This is a genomic window from Dyella kyungheensis, assembly GCF_016905005.1.
GTDB lineage: Bacteria > Pseudomonadota > Gammaproteobacteria > Xanthomonadales > Rhodanobacteraceae > Dyella > Dyella kyungheensis.
Window position 1 is genome coordinate 16,379 of sequence record NZ_JADIKC010000003.1, and the last position, 17,103, is coordinate 33,481.

Genomic DNA, 17,103 nt, shown 5'->3' on the forward strand with positions numbered 1-17,103 from the left:
GGCCAGGGACCCATCGATGATTCGCGATACTTCCGCACAAGACCGTCTGGTCGAGGTCAAATCCAATCCCAAGCGCCGGCTGGTGCTGATTGGTGTGGGCGTGGCCGTGGTGGCGCTGCTGGCGCTGTTCGGTCCGCGCATTGGCCGCCTGTTCTCGGCCGACGCCTCGGTCAGCAGCTCCCGCCTCGCTTTCGCTACGGTCGAGCGCGGCCCGTTCGTCCGCGACATCGCGGCCGAGGGCAAGGTGGTGGCGGCGGTCAGCCCCACGCTTTATGCCACCTACGGCGGCGCGGTCACCCTCAAGGTGCACGCGGGCGATGCAGTGAAGAAGGGCCAGGTGCTCGCCGTCATCGACAGCCCCGAGCTGACCAACAAGCTCGCGCAGGAAATGAGCGCCGCCGATGCCATGCAGGTGGACTACCTGCGTGCGCAGATCGATGCGCGCAAGACCCGCGGCGAACTGCAGAAGGCCTACGACAACGCCAACATCGACGACCAGGGCGCGCAGCGCGACCTGGCCCGTTACCAGAAGGCGTTCACCCTCGGCGCCGTGCCCAGCATGGACGTGGACAAGTCCAAGGACGCGCTGCAGAAGGCGAACATCACCCTGGCGCACGCCAAGGCCGATCTGGCCACCAATACCGACAGCCTCAACTTCGACATCCAGTCGAAGAAGCTCGCGCACGATCGCCAGCTGCTGCTGGTGAAGGACCTGCAGCGCCAGGTGGAAGACCTCAACGTGAAGTCGCCGGTGGACGGCCAGGTCGGCCAGCTGTTCATCGCCGAACGCGCCACCGTGGCCAAGGACGCCCAACTGGTCAGCGTGATCGACCTCTCCGCGCTCGAAGTGGAAATGAAGGTGCCGGAAAGTTTCGCGCGCGACCTGGGTATCGGCATGACCGGCGAGATCAGCGGCAACGGCGCCACCTGGAAGGGCCTGGTCAGCGCCATTTCGCCCGAAGTGGTGAATGGCGAAGTCGCCGCCCGCCTGCGCTTCGATGGCCAGACGCCCAAGCAGCTGCGCCAGAACCAGCGCCTCTCCGTGCGTATCCTGCTCGACAAGCGCGACAACGTGCTGACCGTGCAGCGCGGCTCCTTCGTCGACGAATCGGGCGGCAGCTACGCCTACCTCGTGCGCGACGGCGTGGCGGAGAAGCACCCCATCCGCGTCGGCGCCAGCAGCATCGACAAGGTGGAAATCCTCGATGGCCTGAAGGAAGGCGACAACATCGTGATCTCCGGTACCGACAGCTTCAAGGGCGCCCAGCGCGTCGCCATCTCCAACTAACCACCACCGAAGGACGACAACACCATGCTCAAGATGACTCATCTGTCCAAGGTCTACCGCACCGAAGTGGTGGAGACCTATGCGCTGCGCGACTTCAACATCAACGTGAACGAGGGCGAGTTCGTGGCCGTGACCGGTCCGTCCGGTTCGGGCAAGACCACCTTCCTCACCATCGCCGGGCTGCTGGAAACCTTCACGGGCGGCCAGTACCACCTCGACGGCGTGGAAGTCAGCAACCTCAACGACAACGAGCGCTCGCGCATCCGCAACGAGAAGATCGGCTTCATCTTCCAGGCGTTCAACCTGATTCCCGACCTCAACGTGTTCGACAACGTGGAGGTGCCGCTGCGTTATCGCGGCATGAAGGCGGCCGAGCGCAAGGAACGCATCATGAACGCGCTCGAACGCGTGGGCCTGGCCTCGCGCGCCAAGCACTATCCGGCCGAACTCTCCGGTGGCCAGCAGCAGCGCGTGGCCATTGCCCGTGCGCTGGCCGGCTCGCCGCGCCTGCTGCTGGCGGACGAACCGACCGGCAACCTCGACACGCAGATGGCCCGCGGCGTGATGGAACTGCTGGAAGAAATCCATCGCGAAGGCGCCACCATCGTGATGGTGACGCACGATCCGGAGCTGGCTGCCCGCGCGCAGCGCAACGTGCACATCATCGACGGTCAGGTGGTGGATCTGGCGGAAGACCCGCGCTTCCATCACGCCGTGCACGCGGCCCGCGGCAACGCTCCGGCCTGATAACCGGCCACCGAGCCTCCCGCTTCGGCGGGAGGCGGCCATACGCCTTCGTGAAGGACGATCATGTTCGCCTATTACCTCCAGCTTGGCTTGCGCAGCCTCCGAAAAAACCCGCTGTTGACCCTGCTGATGGTGTTGGCGATCGGCTGTGGCGTGGCCGCGTCGATGACCACCTACTCGGTGTTCCGCGCCACCTCCAACAATCCGATTCCGCAGAAGTCCTCGCAGCTGTTCGTGCCGCAGATCGACAACTGGGGTCCTGACGCGTCGCAGGACAACAAGGGCGAGCCGCCCAATGCGATGACTTATACCGACGCCATCAACCTGATGCGCGACAAGCGTGCCACGCGGCAGACGGCCCTGTTTCCCGCGGCGGTGTCGATCGTGCCGGCCGATCCGCAGATGCTGCCGTTCCGCGAAACCAGCTACGCCTGGTATGCGGACGCGTTTGCGATGTTCGACATTCCCTTCCTTTATGGCCACGGCTGGACGGCGGACGAGGATGCCTCACACGCCGCCGTGGCGGTGATCGGCAAGAAGCTCAACGAGAAGCTGTTCAACGGCGCCAACAGCGTGGGCCGCAACATCAACCTCAACGGCCGCGACTATCGCATCATCGGCGTGGCCAACACCTGGAATCCTGAGCCGGTGTTCTACGACGTCATCAACACCAACGGTTTCGATGACCCCATCGAGGTCTTCATGCCGTTCACCCGCGCGGTCGAACTGCAGACGACGACCAACGGCAACAACAATTGCAGCAAGGACCCGGGCAAGGGTTGGGATGCGTGGATCGGCTCCGAGTGCGTCTGGCTCGGCTTCTGGGCGGAACTGCCGTCCAAGGAGAAGGCCGATGCGTACCGCCAGTATCTCAATGGCTACGCCGCTGAACAGCAGCGCTCCGGCCGCTTCCGCTGGGCGCCCAATACACGCCTGCGCAACGTCACCGAGTGGCTGGAGTACCAGAAGGTGGTGCCGCAGGAAGCCAAGGTATCGCTGTTGGTGTCGCTCGGCTTCCTGCTGATCTGCCTGGTCAATACGGTGGGCCTGCTGCTGGCGAAATTCATGAAGCGCTCGTCGGAGATCGGCGTGCGCCGCGCCCTGGGTGCGCCGCGCAAGGAGATCTATCTGCAGTTCCTGATCGAAGCGGCAGCCATCGGGCTGGCCGGCGGCGTCGTGGGTCTGATCCTCACGGGCCTGGGCGTGATGGGCATCTCGCTGGTGTTTGAACCGGACATCGCCAAGCTCGCCACGCTCGATGTGTCGCTGGTGCTGCTCACCATGCTGCTGGCCGTGCTGTCGACCGTGCTGGCGGCGTTCTATCCGACATGGCGTGCTGCGCAGGTGCAGCCGGCATGGCAGCTGAAATCCAACTGAGGCGACGACGATGCTACAGATCAAGCCCATTCTCGCCGCGCTCAAGCGTCACAAGGCAGGCACGATCCTCATCGCGATGCAGATCGCCTTGACCTTGGCGATCGTCTGCAACGCGATCTTCATCATCCACCAGCGGCTGGATCGCGTGCAGCGGCCCACCGGCATGGTGGAAAGCGACCTGATGACCATCCAGAACCGCTTCGTCGGCACCGAGGAAAGCAAGGCCGGGCCGCTGGTCAAGGCCGATCTGCAGGCCCTGCGCCAGCTGCCCGGCGTGCAGGACGCGGTGGCGCTCAATTCCTATCCGCTGCGCGGTGGCGGCTGGTCCACCGGCGTGCGCACCGATCCGGATGCAAAGAATTCCAAGGGGCACACCACCCAGTATTTCGGCGATGAGCACACCTTGCCGACGCTGGCCGTCAAGCTCATTGCCGGCCGCAATTTCCGCGCTGACGAAATCGTGGAAGCCGATCCGCAGGCGATTCCCGATCCGGCCGTGATCATCGTCAGCAAGGCCTTGGCGGAGAAGATGTATCCGGAAGGCAGCGCACTGGGCAAGACCATCTATATCGGCGACTCCAAATCGCCCAGCACCATCGTAGGCATCGTCGAACGCCTGCAGGTGCCGTGGAATGGCACCTGGTCCGATACCTTCTACGAGAACTCGCTGATCCAGCCGGTGCAGTTGACCAGTGCGTTCACCAACTACGTGATCCGCACCAAGCCGGGCCAGTTGGCCGACGTGTTGAAGGCGGCGCCGGCGGCGCTGGTGAAGGCCAACCGCATGCGCGTGATCCCGTCCGAGCGCGGTGTGCGCACGTTCGCCCAGGTGCGCGAGGCTGCCTACAAGGGCGACCGCGGCATGGCCATCCTGATGGGCGTGGTGTGCCTGGTGCTGTTGGGTATCACGGCAGCGGGCATCGTCGGCCTCACCAGCTTCTGGGTCGGGCAGCGTCGCAAGCAGATCGGCGTGCGTCGTGCGCTGGGTGCCACCAAGCACGACATCCTCAGTTACTTCCTCACCGAGAACCTGCTCATCGGCATTGCCGGCGTGTTGATCGGCGCCTTCCTGGCGGTCGGCATGAACCTGTGGCTGGTGACACAGTTCGAGATGGCGCGCCTGTCGGCGGTCTATGTGGTGGTGGGTGTGATCGCGTTGTTGCTGCTGGGGCAGGGCGCCACGCTGGCGCCGGCCATGCGCGCCTCGCGGGTGTCGCCGGTGGAAGCCACGCGTTCGGTCTGATGGGCGCGCGGTGTTGAAGCAGATGGACGGTCGGGAACCATGAGGTAACGATGAGCGGCATGTTTGTCCACAACCTGCGACTGGGCACGGCGAGCCTTCGGCGCAACGTCCTGCTGACGGCATTGATGATCATGTCGATCGGCTTCGGCGTGGCGGCGTCGATGGTGACGTTCGCCGTGTTCCGGGCGGTGTCGGGCGATCCGATTCCGCACAAGTCCTCGCAGCTGTTCGTGCCGCTGATCGATAACCGCGGGCCTCAGTACAACCGCCATGGCGAGCCGCCTTCGGCGCTCAACTACGTCGATGCCGTGGCGCTGATGCGCGCGCACAAGGCCGAGCGCCAGACCATGATCTATCCGGTGGCGCTCTCGGTGATGCCGGACGATCCCCAACGCATGCCGTTCAAGGCGCCCGGTTATGCCACCTACGGCGACTTCTTCAGCATGTTCGACGTGCCGTTCCAGTACGGCAGCGGCTGGGGCAGTGCGGAAGACGAGGCACGCGAGCCGGTGATCGTGATCAGCCGCGCGCTCAACCAGAAGCTCTACGGTGGCAACAACAGCGTCGGCCGGCGGGTGATTCTCGACGACCGCCAGTACCGCATCGTGGGTGTCACCGACAACTGGGATCCCAAGCCGCGCTTCTTCGATACCTTCAGCGGCAACGCCTACGCCGATCCGGCGCAGATCTATCTGCCCTTCAGCTACGCGATTGCGCAGCACATCGATACCCGCGGCAACAACAACTGCGGCAGCGACGGCAAGCGCGGCGATACCTGGGAAACCTGGCTGCACGGCGAATGCGTGTGGATCAGCCCGTGGGTCGAGCTGAGCAGCGTCGCGCAGGTGCAGGCGTACCGGCAATTCCTCGACGGTTATGCGCGGGAGCAGCGCGAGGCGGGGCGCTTCAACTGGGCGCCGAACAACCGTCTGCGCAACGTGCGGGAGTGGCTGGACTACCAGCGCGCGGTGCCGCAGGAGAGCCGCATCTCAATGACGCTGGCGTTCGGCTTCCTGGTGATCTGCCTGGTCAACACCATCGGCCTGCTGCTGGCGAAGTTCATGCGCCGTGCGCCGGAAATCGGCGTGCGCCGCGCGCTGGGTGCGTCGCGCGGCGACATCTACCGACAGTTCCTGGCCGAAGCGGCGATGGTCGGACTCGCTGGCGGCGCGCTGGGACTCCTGCTCACGACCATCGGCATGTTCGGCCTCGACCTGGTGTTCGAACCGCAGATCGCGCGACTGGCGCATCTGGATGCATCGCTGGTGCTGCTGACCCTGCTGGTGGCCATCACGGCCACGGTGATCGCGGCGTTCTATCCCACCTGGCGGGCGGCGCAAGTGCAGCCTGCCTGGCAGCTCAAGTCCAACTGAGGGGGCGCGAACCATGCAGATCAAGCCGATTCTTTCCGCATTGCGCCGGCACAAGGCGGGCACCTTCCTGATCGCCGCGCAGATTGCCTTGACGCTGGCCATCGTGTGCAACGCCTTGTTCATCATCCAGCAGCGCGTGGCGCACTTGTCCGAGCCGACCGGCATCGACGAGCCGAATATCTTCGTGATCAAGAGCGAGTGGGTGGGCGCACCGGCGCCCGATCAGGCCGACGCGCAGATGCGCGCGGACCTGCAGGCGCTGCGCCAGCTGCCCGGCGTGCAGGACGCCACGCCCAGCAATTCGTATCCGTTGCGTGGCGATGGCTGGGACGATGCGGTGCGGCTCAAGCCCGACCAGGCTCAGGACAGTTCCGGCTCGACCATCTACTTCGCCGACGAGCATTTCATCGATACGCTGGGTCTGAAGCTGATCGCCGGACGCAATTTCCGGGCCGAGGAAGTCGGCCACATGGATATGCGCTACAAGCTGGCGCCCCCGCTGGTCATGATCACCAAGGCGCTGGCCGAGAGGCTCTTTCCGGGCGACACCGCGGTGGGCAAGACGATCTACCTGATCGGCGGCCCCGCCACCGTGGTGGGCGTGGTCGAGATGCTGCAGGCGCAAAGCGTGGAGCACTGGGCCTCGGATTTCGCCTATCGCGCGGTGATCATTCCCGAGCGGCTCAATGTCTCGTTGGGCACCTTCTACATCGTGCGCGCCAGGCCCGGGCAGTTGGACGCGGCCATGCAGGCGGCCGCCAAGGCGCTGTTCGCGCAGAACCCGCGGCGGGTGATCAACGACGACGACGGCGTGCTCAGCTTCAGCGAGGTGCGCTCGCGCGCCTATGAGCGCGATCGCGGCATGGCGATCTTGATGGGCGTGATCTGCGTGGTGCTGCTGGCGATCACCGCCGCGGGCATCGTCGGGCTCACCAGCTTCTGGGTGGGCCAGCGCCGCAAGCAGATCGGCGTGCGGCGCGCGCTGGGCGCCACCCAGCTGGACGTGCTGCGCTATTTCATGACCGAGAACCTGTTGATCAGTTGCGGCGGCGTGCTGATGGGCGCGGTACTGGCGATTGCGATCAATCTTTGGATGGTCACCCGCTTCGAGATGCATCGGCTCTCGCTGATGTACCTGATCGTGGGCGTGGTGTTGCTGCTGTTGCTGGGCCAGGGTGCGGTGCTCGCGCCGGCGCTTCGTGCGTCGCGGGTGCCGCCGGTGGAGGCCACGCGATCGGTGTGACCGCGTGGAAGGCGCTAGGAGGGGATACCAATATGCTCGGCTACTACTTTGACCTGGCGCTACGCAGCCTCAGGCGCAACAAGATGCTCACCGCGTTGATGGTGGTGGCCATTGCGCTGGGTATCGGCGCCAGCATGACCACGCTGACCGTGCTGCATGTGCTCTCGGGCGATCCGCTGCCGGGCACCAGCAGCACGCTGTTCTACCCGCAGGTCGATCCGCGCGACATGGACGGCTACGAGGAAGGCAAGCGTCCGCCGGAACAGGTCAGCTGGGTCGATGGCATGAACCTGCTGCGCGCCAAACGCGCGGATCGCCAGGCGCTGATGACCGGCGGCGCGGTGCCGGTGCAGCCGGCGCAGTCGAACATCGATCCGTTCTTCAGCGATGCGCGCTACACCAGCAGCGACTTCTTCCCGATGTTCAAGGTGCCGTTCCTCTACGGCCGTCCCTGGAGCGAATCGGAGGATGGCGCGAAGGCGCGTGTGGTGGTGATCAGCCGCACGCTCAACGAAAAATTGTTTGGCGGCAAGGACAGCGTCGGGCAGACGCTGCGTATGAAGGACACCGCGTTCCAGGTAGTGGGCGTGATCGACCTGTGGCGCCCCAGCCCGCGCTTCTACGACCTGAACATGGACAGCTACGGCTCGCTGGAAGATGTCTTCGTGCCGCTGAGCACCGCGCGCGACGTGCACTTCGAGCACAGTGGTTCCACCGATTGCTGGGGCACCGGCGGCGGCGACGAGGAGCACGCCGAAACCTCGCCCTGCGTGTGGCTGCAGTTCTGGGTGCAGATCAACGACAGCGGCAAGGTGGCCGCGTATCGTGACTATCTGGTGCACTACTCGCAGGAGCAGAAGGCGCTCGGCCGCTTCCAGCGTCCGCCCAATGCGCAACTGCCCGGCCTGATGGAATGGCTGGACATCAACAAGGTGGTGCCGGGCGACGTGCGCCTGCAGACCTGGCTGGCGCTCGGCTTCCTGCTGGTCTGCCTGGTCAATACGGTGGGCCTGATGCTGGCGAAGTTCCTGCGCCGCGCCGGTGAACTCGGCGTGCGGCGTGCCTTGGGCGCCTCCAAACGCGAAGTGTTCGCCCAGTTGCTGGTGGAGTCGGGCGTGATCGGATTGGCTGGCGGGTTCTTCGGACTGCTGCTGGCCTTTGTCGGGCTGTGGCTGGTGCGCAAGCAGCCTTCCAGTTATGCGGCGCTGGCCCACATGAGCTCCGGCATGCTGCTGGTGACGTTCCTGCTGGCGGTAGGCGCGACCTTGCTTGCCGGTCTTCTGCCGGCCTGGCGTGCCTGCCAGATCACTCCTGCGTTGCAACTGAAGAGCCAATGACCATGGACATTCTTCCGATTCTTTCGACGCTGCGCCGGCACAAGACCACCGCCTTCCTGGTGATCGCGGAAATCGCGCTCACCTGCGCCATCGTGTGCAACGCGGTCTTCATCATCAACCAGCGCATCGAGCGCATCCACATGCAGAGCGGGGTGGACGAGCAACGCCTGCTGCACATCGCGCTGGCCAATATCGGCGTGACCAAGGACGACAAGGCGCGCCGTGCCGAAGACCTGGCCGCCCTGCAACAGGTGCCGGGCGTGATCTCGGTGGCTTCGGTCAACCAGGTACCGTTCGGCAACTCTTCGTCCAACGGCAGCATCAAGCTCGATCCGAAGCAGCGCCTGGCCACGCTCAACGCCACCGACTACTTCGGCGAGAACGTGACGCAGACGCTGGGTACGCAGTTGATCGCCGGACGCGAGCTGCACGCCGACGACTACATGGACATGGACCAGGTCGTCAATGCGGCCGCTGCCAAGGACGCCAAGGGCATTCCGCATGTCACGGTGATCACGCAGAAGATGGCCGAGCGCCTGTGGCCCGGACAGCCGGCGCTGGGCAAGCAGATCTACATGTCCGACTACGCGTTCACCGTGGTGGGGGTGGTGAAGGAGTTGATCCGGCCGTCCATCTGGGACGACTCCGCAGCGAGCTACACGATGGTGCTGCCTGTCCGGGTGGCGAACAACGAATACATCCTGCGGGTGGACGATCCGAAGAATCGCGAACGGGTGCTCAAGGCGGCGGTGGCCAAGCTGAAGGAGATCAATCCGCATCGCGTCGTGCTCAAGCAGCATCTGCTGTCGAACATGCGCGAGGACTTCTTCCAGAACGATCGCGCGATGACCGGCCTGCTGGTGGGCGTCTGCGTGGCGCTGCTCGTGGTCACCGCGCTGGGCATCGTCGGGCTGGGCAGTTTCTGGGTGGCGCAACGCCGTCGGCAGATCGGCGTTCGGCGTGCACTGGGGGCCACGCGCAGCAACATCCTGCGCTACTTCCAGACCGAGAACTTCCTGCTCGCCACCATCGGCATCGGCGTGGGCATGGTGCTGGCCTACGGCATCAACCTGCTGCTGATGGTGCACTACGAGTTGCCACGGCTGCCGGCTATCTATTTCCCCGTGGGCGCCTTGCTGCTCTGGACGATAGGACAGCTGGCCGTGCTGGGGCCGGCGATGCGTGCAGCAGCCGTGCCGCCGGTGGTCGCCACGCGTTCGGTCTGAGCCAAGGAGGGAGAAGGGAATGTTCGGTTACTACCTCGATCTGGCGCTGCACAGTCTCGGCCGCAACAAGATACTCACCGCATTGATGGTGTTGGCCATTGCGGTGGGTATCGGCGCCAGCATGACGACGCTCACGGTGGTGCATCTGCTCTCCGGCGATCCCTTGCCGGGGCGCAGCCAGGCGATCTTCTATCCGCAAGTGGACGCGGATCCGAAGAACAAGGACAGCAGCGAACCGCTCGACATGCTGGACTACCGGTCAGCGCTTGACCTGTGGAGCGCCAAGCGCGCCGATCGCCAGGTGATGCTGGTGCAGAGCACGGTGCGGCTGAATACGGACGATGCCGGCAAGCCCGCCGTGATGATGCCGATGCTGTCGGCCACGGCGGATTTCTTCAGCATGTTCAATGTGCCGTTCCGTTATGGCGGGCCCTGGAGCGAGCAGGATGATGCGGCGCGCGCGCGCGTGGTCGTGATCACCGACGATCTCAACCAGAAGCTGTTCGCCGGCGAGAACAGCGTGGGGCGCGTCTTGCGCCTGCGCAGCAGCGATGTGCGTATCGTGGGCGTGCTCAAGCCATGGCGACCTTCGCCACAGTTCTACGCAATCCGGGGCGGCCGCTTTGCCGCGGGCGATACCAGCGACTTCTATGCCAAGCCGGAAGACGTGATCACGCCGTTCTTCACCGGGCTGGATGTCAACGATGGCAATTTCCAGCAGTTCACCTGCTGGCAGATGCCCGCGCATCCGGGACATTTGCAGGATTCTCCCTGTGTTTGGGTCGCGCTATGGGTGCAGATCAACGATGCCACCCACGTTGCCGCTTATCGACGCTTCGTGGCTGACTACGCGGCGCAGCAGCAGGCAATCGGTCGCTTTACGCATTCGGGCAACACGCGTATGCGCAGCCTGATGGGTTGGCTGGATTTCAATGGCGTGTTGCCCAGCAATGTGCGACTGCAGGCTTGGCTGGCGGTGGCTTTTCTGGCCATCTGCCTGGTCAACATGGTGGGTTTGTTGCTGGCGAAATTCCTGCGCCGCAGCGGCGAAATTGGTTTGCGACGCGCTCTGGGCGCCAGTCGCGCCGCGGTATTCGCGCAGTACATGGTGGAGTCGGGCCTGATTGGCCTGATCGGCGGGGTCTGTGGCTGGTTGCTGACCATGGCGGGACTGTGGTTTATCCGGCAGCAACCGGTGGCCTATGCGGATCTGGCACGCCTGGACGTGCCGATGTTCCTGCTTACCTTCGTCGCCGCGATCGGCGCCAGCCTGCTGGCTGGCGCGCTTCCGGCAGTGCGTGCCTGCCGCGTGGTGCCGGCATGGCAACTGAAGTCCTTGTGAGGCCCGCCATGACGCAATTCGCCCCCATCTTTTCCGCTTTGCGCCGTCATCGCCTTGCCACGGCACTTATCGCGCTGGAAATCGCGCTCGCCTGCGCGGTGTTGTGCAACGCCTGCTTTCTTATCGTGGAGCAGCTGCGGGCGCTGCATATCGACAGCGGCGTGGCCGAATCCTCGCTGGCGGTGATCAACCTCGGTTGCGACGGATGCAAGGGCGCCGACCTCAACGCCAGGGTGACCACTGCGTTGCGCGCGGTGCCTGGCGTGCAGTCGGTGGCGGTGGTCAATGCCGTGCCGTTCGCGCAACCCACGGGCTATGCCGGCATCAACCTCGACCACGAACATTTCATCGCCGTGCCGCACTTCTATGCGGGCGGTCCTGGCGCCGTGGAAACGCTGGGGCTGCAACTGGTGGCGGGACGTGCATTCCAGCCGGAGGACTTCCAGACGGCCGAACTGTGGCTGCCACAGAACCCCTCCGTATGGATCACCCGCGCGTTCGCCGAGCGGTTGTGGCCGGGACAGGATCCGCTGGGCAAGGAGTTCTTTTCGGACCAGCACCACTTTCGCGTGATCGGTGTGATGGCGCACCTGACGCCTCCCGATCCAGGCGGTGGTCATGGCGACAGTGCGGGCGAGTGGTCCGTGTTCGTGCCGGTGAATCCAGGCGCATCGCTCAATGGTGTTTATGCATTGCGCGCGAATCCCGGCGATCTTCCTCGCGTGCTGCGCGAAGCCCGCGACGCTGCACAGAAGGCGGCCCCGGAAGCGGTGCTCGACCTGCAGCAGAGCCGTACCGTGCCTGAGCTTCGCTCGGACTTCTTCCGCCAGACGCGCATCATGGTCGGCACGCTGGCCGGCGTCATCGTGGCGTTGCTGCTGGTGACGGCGCTGGGGATCGTTGGGCTGGCCAGCTTCTGGGTGCAGCAACGGCGCAAACAGATCGGAATACGCCGCGCCATCGGCGCCACGCGCGGCGACATCCTGCATTACTTTCAGGCCGAGAATTTCCTTATCGTGACGGTGGGCATCGCCATCGGCATGGTGCTGACCTTCGCACTCAATCTGGTGCTGATGAAATTTTACGAAGTGCCGCGCCTGCCGGTGTATTACCTGCCAGTGGGTGCGCTGGTGCTGTGGGGCCTGGGGCAGCTAGCCGTGTTGGCGCCGGCCCTGCGCGCGTCGCAAGTACCGCCGATGGTGGCGACGCGATCGGTGTGATTTCTTGCGGGGAATGGCATGGCCGGCGCTGCGCCGGTTAATGTCACAGGGGAGCAGCGTGCCACGAACGCTGCGGCAAGATGGTGACTCAAACAACAGGGCAGGGAACGCATGCGTTACAACCTGATGTTGGCGTGGCACGGACTCAAGCGATTTCCACGCAGCACCATACTCGCCGTGCTCACGGTGGCCATGGGACTGGCCGCCACCATGACGACATTGGCCTTGCTGCACCAGCTTACGGCCGATCCGTTGCCAGGGCGCAGTGGTCACCTGTATCTGGCGTGGGTGGATACGGTGCGTGCCAAGTCGGGGCAAAGTACATCGCTCAACGGTGTGGCGATCAACGCGAACCACCGGATCAAACTGGACGATGCGAAGGGGCTCTTGCACGACCACCGGGCCCACTGGCAGGCCCCCATGGCCAGCACCTCGGTGGAGATGACTGGTAGTGGTCCCAATCCGCGCAGCAAACACGACTACGTCATGGCCACCACCAGCGAGGTGATACCGCTGTTTGGCATTGCGCTGCGTAGCGGGCGCGGTTGGACGCCCGGTGAGGACGAGCAGCGCGCACGCGTTGTCGTGATCGACAGCGAGCTTGCGCAATCGATTTACGGGACAGTCGACGTTCTAGGTCGTGAACTGAAGATCGGCAAGGGTGTGTTTCGCATTATCGGTGTAAGCGCAGTGTTCGCACCTCAGCCGCATTTCTACGATCTGTCGGCATTCGCATTCAGTGGCACACGGCGGGATCGCGCTTTCGTTCCCTTATCCGCCTTGCTTGATGCCGGTGGCGAACTGTCCGGTAACGATGGCTGCGACGAAGACGCGCCTGCGAAAAAGACCACGCTCTTTGGCACCGATGTCGCGCATTGCGCCACGCTTAGCTATTGGGTGGATCTCCCTTCGAAAGCACAGGTCGACGAATTTCGCTCTTATCTCCAGCACTACGTGGAAGAGCAGAAATCGCTGGCAGGTTTTGGCAAGCCCGCGCGCTCTGACCTCATAGGTGTGGGGGCATGGTTGAGCAGGCAGAACGTGGTGCCGGACAACGCGCGCTTGAACGCGTGGCTGGCGGGCTCGTTCCTGCTCCTGTGCATGGCCAACGTGGCGGGCCTGCTCGCGGCGCGTTTCCTGCGTCGTGGCGCGGAAATCGGCATTCGTCGTGCACTGGGTGCGCCTCGGGGTGCGATCTTCCAGCAGCACGTTTTCGAGGCTGCATTGATCTGCCTGGTCGGTGGCTTGCTGGCGCTGCCGCTGACTTTGTTCGGGCTGTGGACGTTGCGTCTGCAGGACAGCGGCTTCACTGATCTGGCCCGCCTGGATCCGGCGATGTTCGGCGCACTGTTCCTGCTTGCGCTGGGCGTAGGTGTGCTTACGGGCTGGTTGCCTGCCTGGCGGGCATCGCGCGTTGAGCCTGGCCTGCAGGTCAAGAGCGCATAAGGGGAGCGCGATGTCACTTCGGATCATGCTCAAGATTTTGCAGCGCCATGCGTTGATGCCTGCGCTGGTCTTGCTTCAGGTGGCGTTGGCATGCGCCATTCTGTGCAATGTCCTGTTCCTCGTCTGGCAACGCGTGCAGCCGATGGTCGCACCCAGCGGCCTTGCCGAGGACGAACTGGTGCTGGTGGATCAGATCGCCTCACACGTACGGCCGTGGACCGCTGCCGAGGCACGCGAAGGACAACTTGCACTGAGCCATCTTCCAGGCGTGCGTTCGGCATCAAGTGCGCTGGGCCTGCCCATGATTGGCCAGGTGACCGTCGATTACGCGCTCAAATCGCCTGCAGGCGTGTCGGTAGGCGTGAATGGTTATTTCGGCGATGGCCTGGTCAAGACATTGGGTCTTGAGTTGGTCGAGGGTCGCGATTTCCTGCCAGGCGAGTACGGTGACATTGGTGTGAGCCAAAGCTCCAGCGGCGTGCCCACTGCGAAGTCGGCCCAGTCGATCATCATTACGCAGTCGCTCGAGCGGCAGTTGTTCAAAGGTGAGTCTGCGGTGGGCAAGCTGTTGGCTGTCCCCGATGACCCCAGCGACCCGGGTTACCGGGTGGTGGGTGTCGTGCGCCATCTGTTGCGCAACCAGGTGGATCTTGCGACGGATGGGCGCGCCGACGACACCATACTGGCTGCCCTGCGCGTCGGCGATACGGCCATCCTGAGTTACGCCGTGCGGATCGATCCGGTCATGCGCGAGGTGGCCTTGCGCGGTATCCACGACACCATCAAGCGCGAGTTTGGTCCCCTGATGGGCGGGGAGTCCTTTTTGCGCATCGGCACCTATGCCGAGCGCCGCAACGAAGCATTGAAGAGCGCCCGCGCCGCCCTGTGGCTCTTGGCCGGCGTCACCATCGCCGTGATCGTCGTCACCGCCATCGGCATCATGGGCCTCACCGGCTTCTGGGTGCAGCGCCGCACGCGCCAGATCGGCATCCAGCGGGCGCTGGGCGCGCGACGTTCGCAGGTGCTGCGTTACTTCCTGCTGGAAAACCTGTTGATCGCGGGTTTCGGCGTGTTGCTCGGCATGGCGCTCGCGTTCGTGGCCAATGGTTTGCTGATGCACTTCTACGAGCTGCCGCGCCTGCCGTGGAATTACCTGCCCATCGGCGGGGCCATCGTGCTGGTGCTGGGGCAGCTGGCTGTACTGGGACCGGCCATGCGGGCTGCCGACGTGCCGCCCGTGGTGGCCACGCGGGCGATTTAGCTGAACGGGAAGCGTGCAGTTCGGCACGGGCGGCCCGGCGTGCAGTGTGCAAAATTGGGGGTTATCTCAACCCGAGGGGTGTACCCATGAAGATTGGACCACGAATGCTCCTGGTCGGCCTGGCGCTGTCTGCCGCCTGTGCCGCCTCGACGCAGGCCGCCACGGCGGATGTTGCCACGCGCGAGAAGGCGCTGAACGACCTGCTGGCGGAGCAGTGGCAGCACACCCTGGAGAACTCGCCGGAGTTCGCCACCATTCTGGGCGACCTGCGCTACAACAACCGCTGGTCGGATGTTTCGCTGGCCCACCTGAACGCCGAAGTCGCCAAGAACCAGGAGTTCCTCAAGCGCTTCCAGGCCATCGACACCACCGGCTTTTCCGACGACGACAAGCTCAATCAGCAGCTGATGGTTCGCCAGCTGCAGGACGCGCTGAAGTCGCATCAGCTGAAGCTCGATGAGATGCCGCTGGATCAGATGAGCGGCGCGCATCTGCAGCTGGCCGGCTTCATCAGCTCCATTCCGTTCGACAACACCAAGGAATACGACGACTACCTGGCCCGCCTGAAGGCCGTGCCGACGCTGTTCGACCAGGTCACGGGCGTGGCGCAGCAGGGCCTGAAGGACGGCATGATGCCGCCCAAGTACCTGCTGGAGAAGGTGGTCACGCAGATCGACAGCATCGGCAAGGCGGCCGGCATGGACAGCGTGTTCGCCGAACCGCTGAAGCATTTCCCCAAGTCGGTGTCCGCGGCCGACCAGAAGCGCCTGCATGACGCCATCCTCGCGGCGATCGACCAGCAGGTGCGCCCGGCGTACCAGAAGCTCGGCGCGTTCGTGAAGAACGATTACGCCCCGCATGGCCGCAGCGAGCCGGGCGTGTGGCAGCTGCCCAATGGTGCGGCGATCTACGCGTTCCAGGTGGAGCAGATGACCACCACCAAGGAAAGCCCGCAGCGCATCCACGAGATCGGCCTGTCCGAAGTGAAGCGCATCGAAGGCGAGATGACCGAGATCGCCAAGCAGCAGGGCTTCAAGGACCTGGCCAGCTTCCGCGAATCGCTCAAGACCAACCCGAAGGTGCACGCCGCTTCGCGTGAGGACATCCTCAACCGTTACCGCAATTACCTGGCCGGCATGCAGCCGGAGCTGCCCAAGCTGTTCGGCCTGCTGCCCAAGACCAAGGTGGAAGTGGTGCCGGTGGAAGCGTTCCGCGAGAAGGAAGCTGCCGCAGCCGAGTATCACCAGGGCACGCCGGATGGTTCGCGTCCGGGCCAGATCTTCGTCAACACCGGCGATTACCAGAACCGCAGCGTGCTGAGCATCGAGTCCACGGCCTATCACGAAGGCATCCCGGGCCATCACATGCAGATCTCGATCGCACAGACCCTGCCCAAGCTGCCGCCGTTCCGCCAGCAGGCGGGCTACACGGCTTACATCGAAGGCTGGGCGCTGTATGCGGAGCAGTTGGGCAAGGAAGTGGGCTTCTACAAGGATCCGCTCTCCTACTACGGCCATCTCTCCGATGAGCTGCTGCGCGCCGACCGCCTCGTGCTGGACACCGGCGTGCACTACAAGCACTGGTCGCGCCAGCAGATGATCGACTTCTTCCACGCCCATTCCAGCGAGGACGAGCCGGATGTGCAGGCCGAAACCGACCGCTACATCACCTGGGGCGGCCAGGCGCTGGCGTACAAGATGGGTCAGTTGAAGATCCTCGAGCTGCGTGCGCGTGCCAAGCAGCAGCTGGGCGACCAGTTCGACATCCGCGCCTTCCACGACGAAATCCTGGGCGGCGGCGCACTGCCGCTGGACGTGCTCGAAGCACGCACCGACGCCTGGATCGCCGCGGTGAAGGCAGGCAAGGCACCGGCGCATCCCGTGGCCGGTTGATCCCGTTGCGCGCGCCGTCCCCGGGCGGCGCGCGCATCCTGGATCGGTGTCGGACGGGTGGCTGAACGATGAATCGCCACGAATCGTCCGATTGATGGCAACCTTTTG

13 protein-coding genes are annotated in these 17,103 nt (G+C 64.4%); all 13 read left to right on the plus strand.

From position 1 onward, the window contains the following. The first annotated feature begins 16 nt into the window (after positions 1-16). The 13 genes from ISP20_RS04800 to ISP20_RS04860 all read left to right on the plus strand — a co-directional run bounded on the left by ISP20_RS04800 (position 17) and on the right by ISP20_RS04860 (position 16,995). Positions 17-1,288, plus strand: a complete 1,272-nt coding sequence (locus ISP20_RS04800; RefSeq protein ID WP_204634956.1) for an efflux RND transporter periplasmic adaptor subunit — start codon at positions 17-19, stop codon at positions 1,286-1,288. A gap of 24 nt (positions 1,289-1,312) precedes the next feature. Next, positions 1,313-2,035 carry an ABC transporter ATP-binding protein gene (locus ISP20_RS04805; RefSeq protein WP_204634957.1) on the plus strand — a complete coding sequence of 241 codons (723 nt, stop codon included), beginning with the start codon at positions 1,313-1,315 and terminating at the stop codon, positions 2,033-2,035. Between the two features lie 63 nt (positions 2,036-2,098). Continuing rightward, positions 2,099-3,412: an ABC transporter permease gene (locus tag ISP20_RS04810; RefSeq protein ID WP_204634958.1), complete on the plus strand. Its 1,314-nt coding sequence runs from the start codon at positions 2,099-2,101 to the stop codon at positions 3,410-3,412. 10 nt (positions 3,413-3,422) lie between these two features. After that, positions 3,423-4,655 carry an ABC transporter permease gene (locus tag ISP20_RS04815; protein ID WP_204634959.1) on the plus strand — a complete coding sequence of 411 codons (1,233 nt, stop codon included), beginning with the start codon at positions 3,423-3,425 and terminating at the stop codon, positions 4,653-4,655. 59 nt (positions 4,656-4,714) lie between these two features. Next, positions 4,715-6,028, plus strand: coding sequence for an ABC transporter permease (locus ISP20_RS04820; RefSeq protein ID WP_204635862.1), 1,314 nt, complete (start codon positions 4,715-4,717; stop codon positions 6,026-6,028). Positions 6,029-6,041: 13 nt separating this feature from the next. Continuing rightward, positions 6,042-7,271, plus strand: a complete 1,230-nt coding sequence (locus ISP20_RS04825; RefSeq protein ID WP_204634960.1) for an ABC transporter permease — start codon at positions 6,042-6,044, stop codon at positions 7,269-7,271. A 32-nt stretch (positions 7,272-7,303) separates the two neighbouring features. Continuing rightward, positions 7,304-8,608, plus strand: coding sequence for an ABC transporter permease (locus ISP20_RS04830; protein WP_204634961.1), 1,305 nt, complete (start codon positions 7,304-7,306; stop codon positions 8,606-8,608). Between the two features lie 2 nt (positions 8,609-8,610). After that, positions 8,611-9,834 carry an ABC transporter permease gene (locus tag ISP20_RS04835; protein WP_204634962.1) on the plus strand — a complete coding sequence of 408 codons (1,224 nt, stop codon included), beginning with the start codon at positions 8,611-8,613 and terminating at the stop codon, positions 9,832-9,834. Positions 9,835-9,853: 19 nt separating this feature from the next. Beyond that, positions 9,854-11,176 (plus strand): ABC transporter permease, encoded by a 1,323-nt coding sequence (locus tag ISP20_RS04840; protein ID WP_204634963.1) that lies wholly within the window; start codon positions 9,854-9,856, stop codon positions 11,174-11,176. 8 nt (positions 11,177-11,184) lie between these two features. Continuing rightward, positions 11,185-12,396 carry an ABC transporter permease gene (locus ISP20_RS04845; protein WP_204634964.1) on the plus strand — a complete coding sequence of 404 codons (1,212 nt, stop codon included), beginning with the start codon at positions 11,185-11,187 and terminating at the stop codon, positions 12,394-12,396. Positions 12,397-12,507: 111 nt separating this feature from the next. Beyond that, the gene (locus tag ISP20_RS04850; RefSeq protein ID WP_204634965.1) at positions 12,508-13,842 is read left to right on the plus strand and encodes an ABC transporter permease; all 1,335 of its coding nucleotides are present in this window, start codon (positions 12,508-12,510) and stop codon (positions 13,840-13,842) included. Between the two features lie 10 nt (positions 13,843-13,852). Further along, positions 13,853-15,103 carry an ABC transporter permease gene (locus ISP20_RS04855; protein ID WP_204634966.1) on the plus strand — a complete coding sequence of 417 codons (1,251 nt, stop codon included), beginning with the start codon at positions 13,853-13,855 and terminating at the stop codon, positions 15,101-15,103. An 86-nt stretch (positions 15,104-15,189) separates the two neighbouring features. Then, positions 15,190-16,995: a DUF885 domain-containing protein gene (locus ISP20_RS04860; RefSeq protein WP_204634967.1), complete on the plus strand. Its 1,806-nt coding sequence runs from the start codon at positions 15,190-15,192 to the stop codon at positions 16,993-16,995. Positions 16,996-17,103: the final 108 nt, after the last annotated feature.

Excerpts from the sequence above, each read along its gene's own strand:
- ISP20_RS04800 (WP_204634956.1), top strand. The coding sequence starts at position 17 with ATGATTCGCGATACTTCCGCACAAGACCGTCTGGTCGAGGTCAAATCC.
- ISP20_RS04805 (WP_204634957.1), top strand. The coding sequence starts at position 1,313 with ATGCTCAAGATGACTCATCTGTCCAAGGTCTACCGCACCGAAGTGGTG.
- ISP20_RS04810 (WP_204634958.1), top strand. The coding sequence starts at position 2,099 with ATGTTCGCCTATTACCTCCAGCTTGGCTTGCGCAGCCTCCGAAAAAAC.
- ISP20_RS04815 (WP_204634959.1), top strand. The coding sequence starts at position 3,423 with ATGCTACAGATCAAGCCCATTCTCGCCGCGCTCAAGCGTCACAAGGCA.
- ISP20_RS04820 (WP_204635862.1), top strand. The coding sequence starts at position 4,715 with ATGTTTGTCCACAACCTGCGACTGGGCACGGCGAGCCTTCGGCGCAAC.
- ISP20_RS04825 (WP_204634960.1), top strand. The coding sequence starts at position 6,042 with ATGCAGATCAAGCCGATTCTTTCCGCATTGCGCCGGCACAAGGCGGGC.
- ISP20_RS04830 (WP_204634961.1), top strand. The coding sequence starts at position 7,304 with ATGCTCGGCTACTACTTTGACCTGGCGCTACGCAGCCTCAGGCGCAAC.
- ISP20_RS04835 (WP_204634962.1), top strand. The coding sequence starts at position 8,611 with ATGGACATTCTTCCGATTCTTTCGACGCTGCGCCGGCACAAGACCACC.
- ISP20_RS04840 (WP_204634963.1), top strand. The coding sequence starts at position 9,854 with ATGTTCGGTTACTACCTCGATCTGGCGCTGCACAGTCTCGGCCGCAAC.
- ISP20_RS04845 (WP_204634964.1), top strand. The coding sequence starts at position 11,185 with ATGACGCAATTCGCCCCCATCTTTTCCGCTTTGCGCCGTCATCGCCTT.
- ISP20_RS04850 (WP_204634965.1), top strand. The coding sequence starts at position 12,508 with ATGCGTTACAACCTGATGTTGGCGTGGCACGGACTCAAGCGATTTCCA.
- ISP20_RS04855 (WP_204634966.1), top strand. The coding sequence starts at position 13,853 with ATGTCACTTCGGATCATGCTCAAGATTTTGCAGCGCCATGCGTTGATG.
- ISP20_RS04860 (WP_204634967.1), top strand. The coding sequence starts at position 15,190 with ATGAAGATTGGACCACGAATGCTCCTGGTCGGCCTGGCGCTGTCTGCC.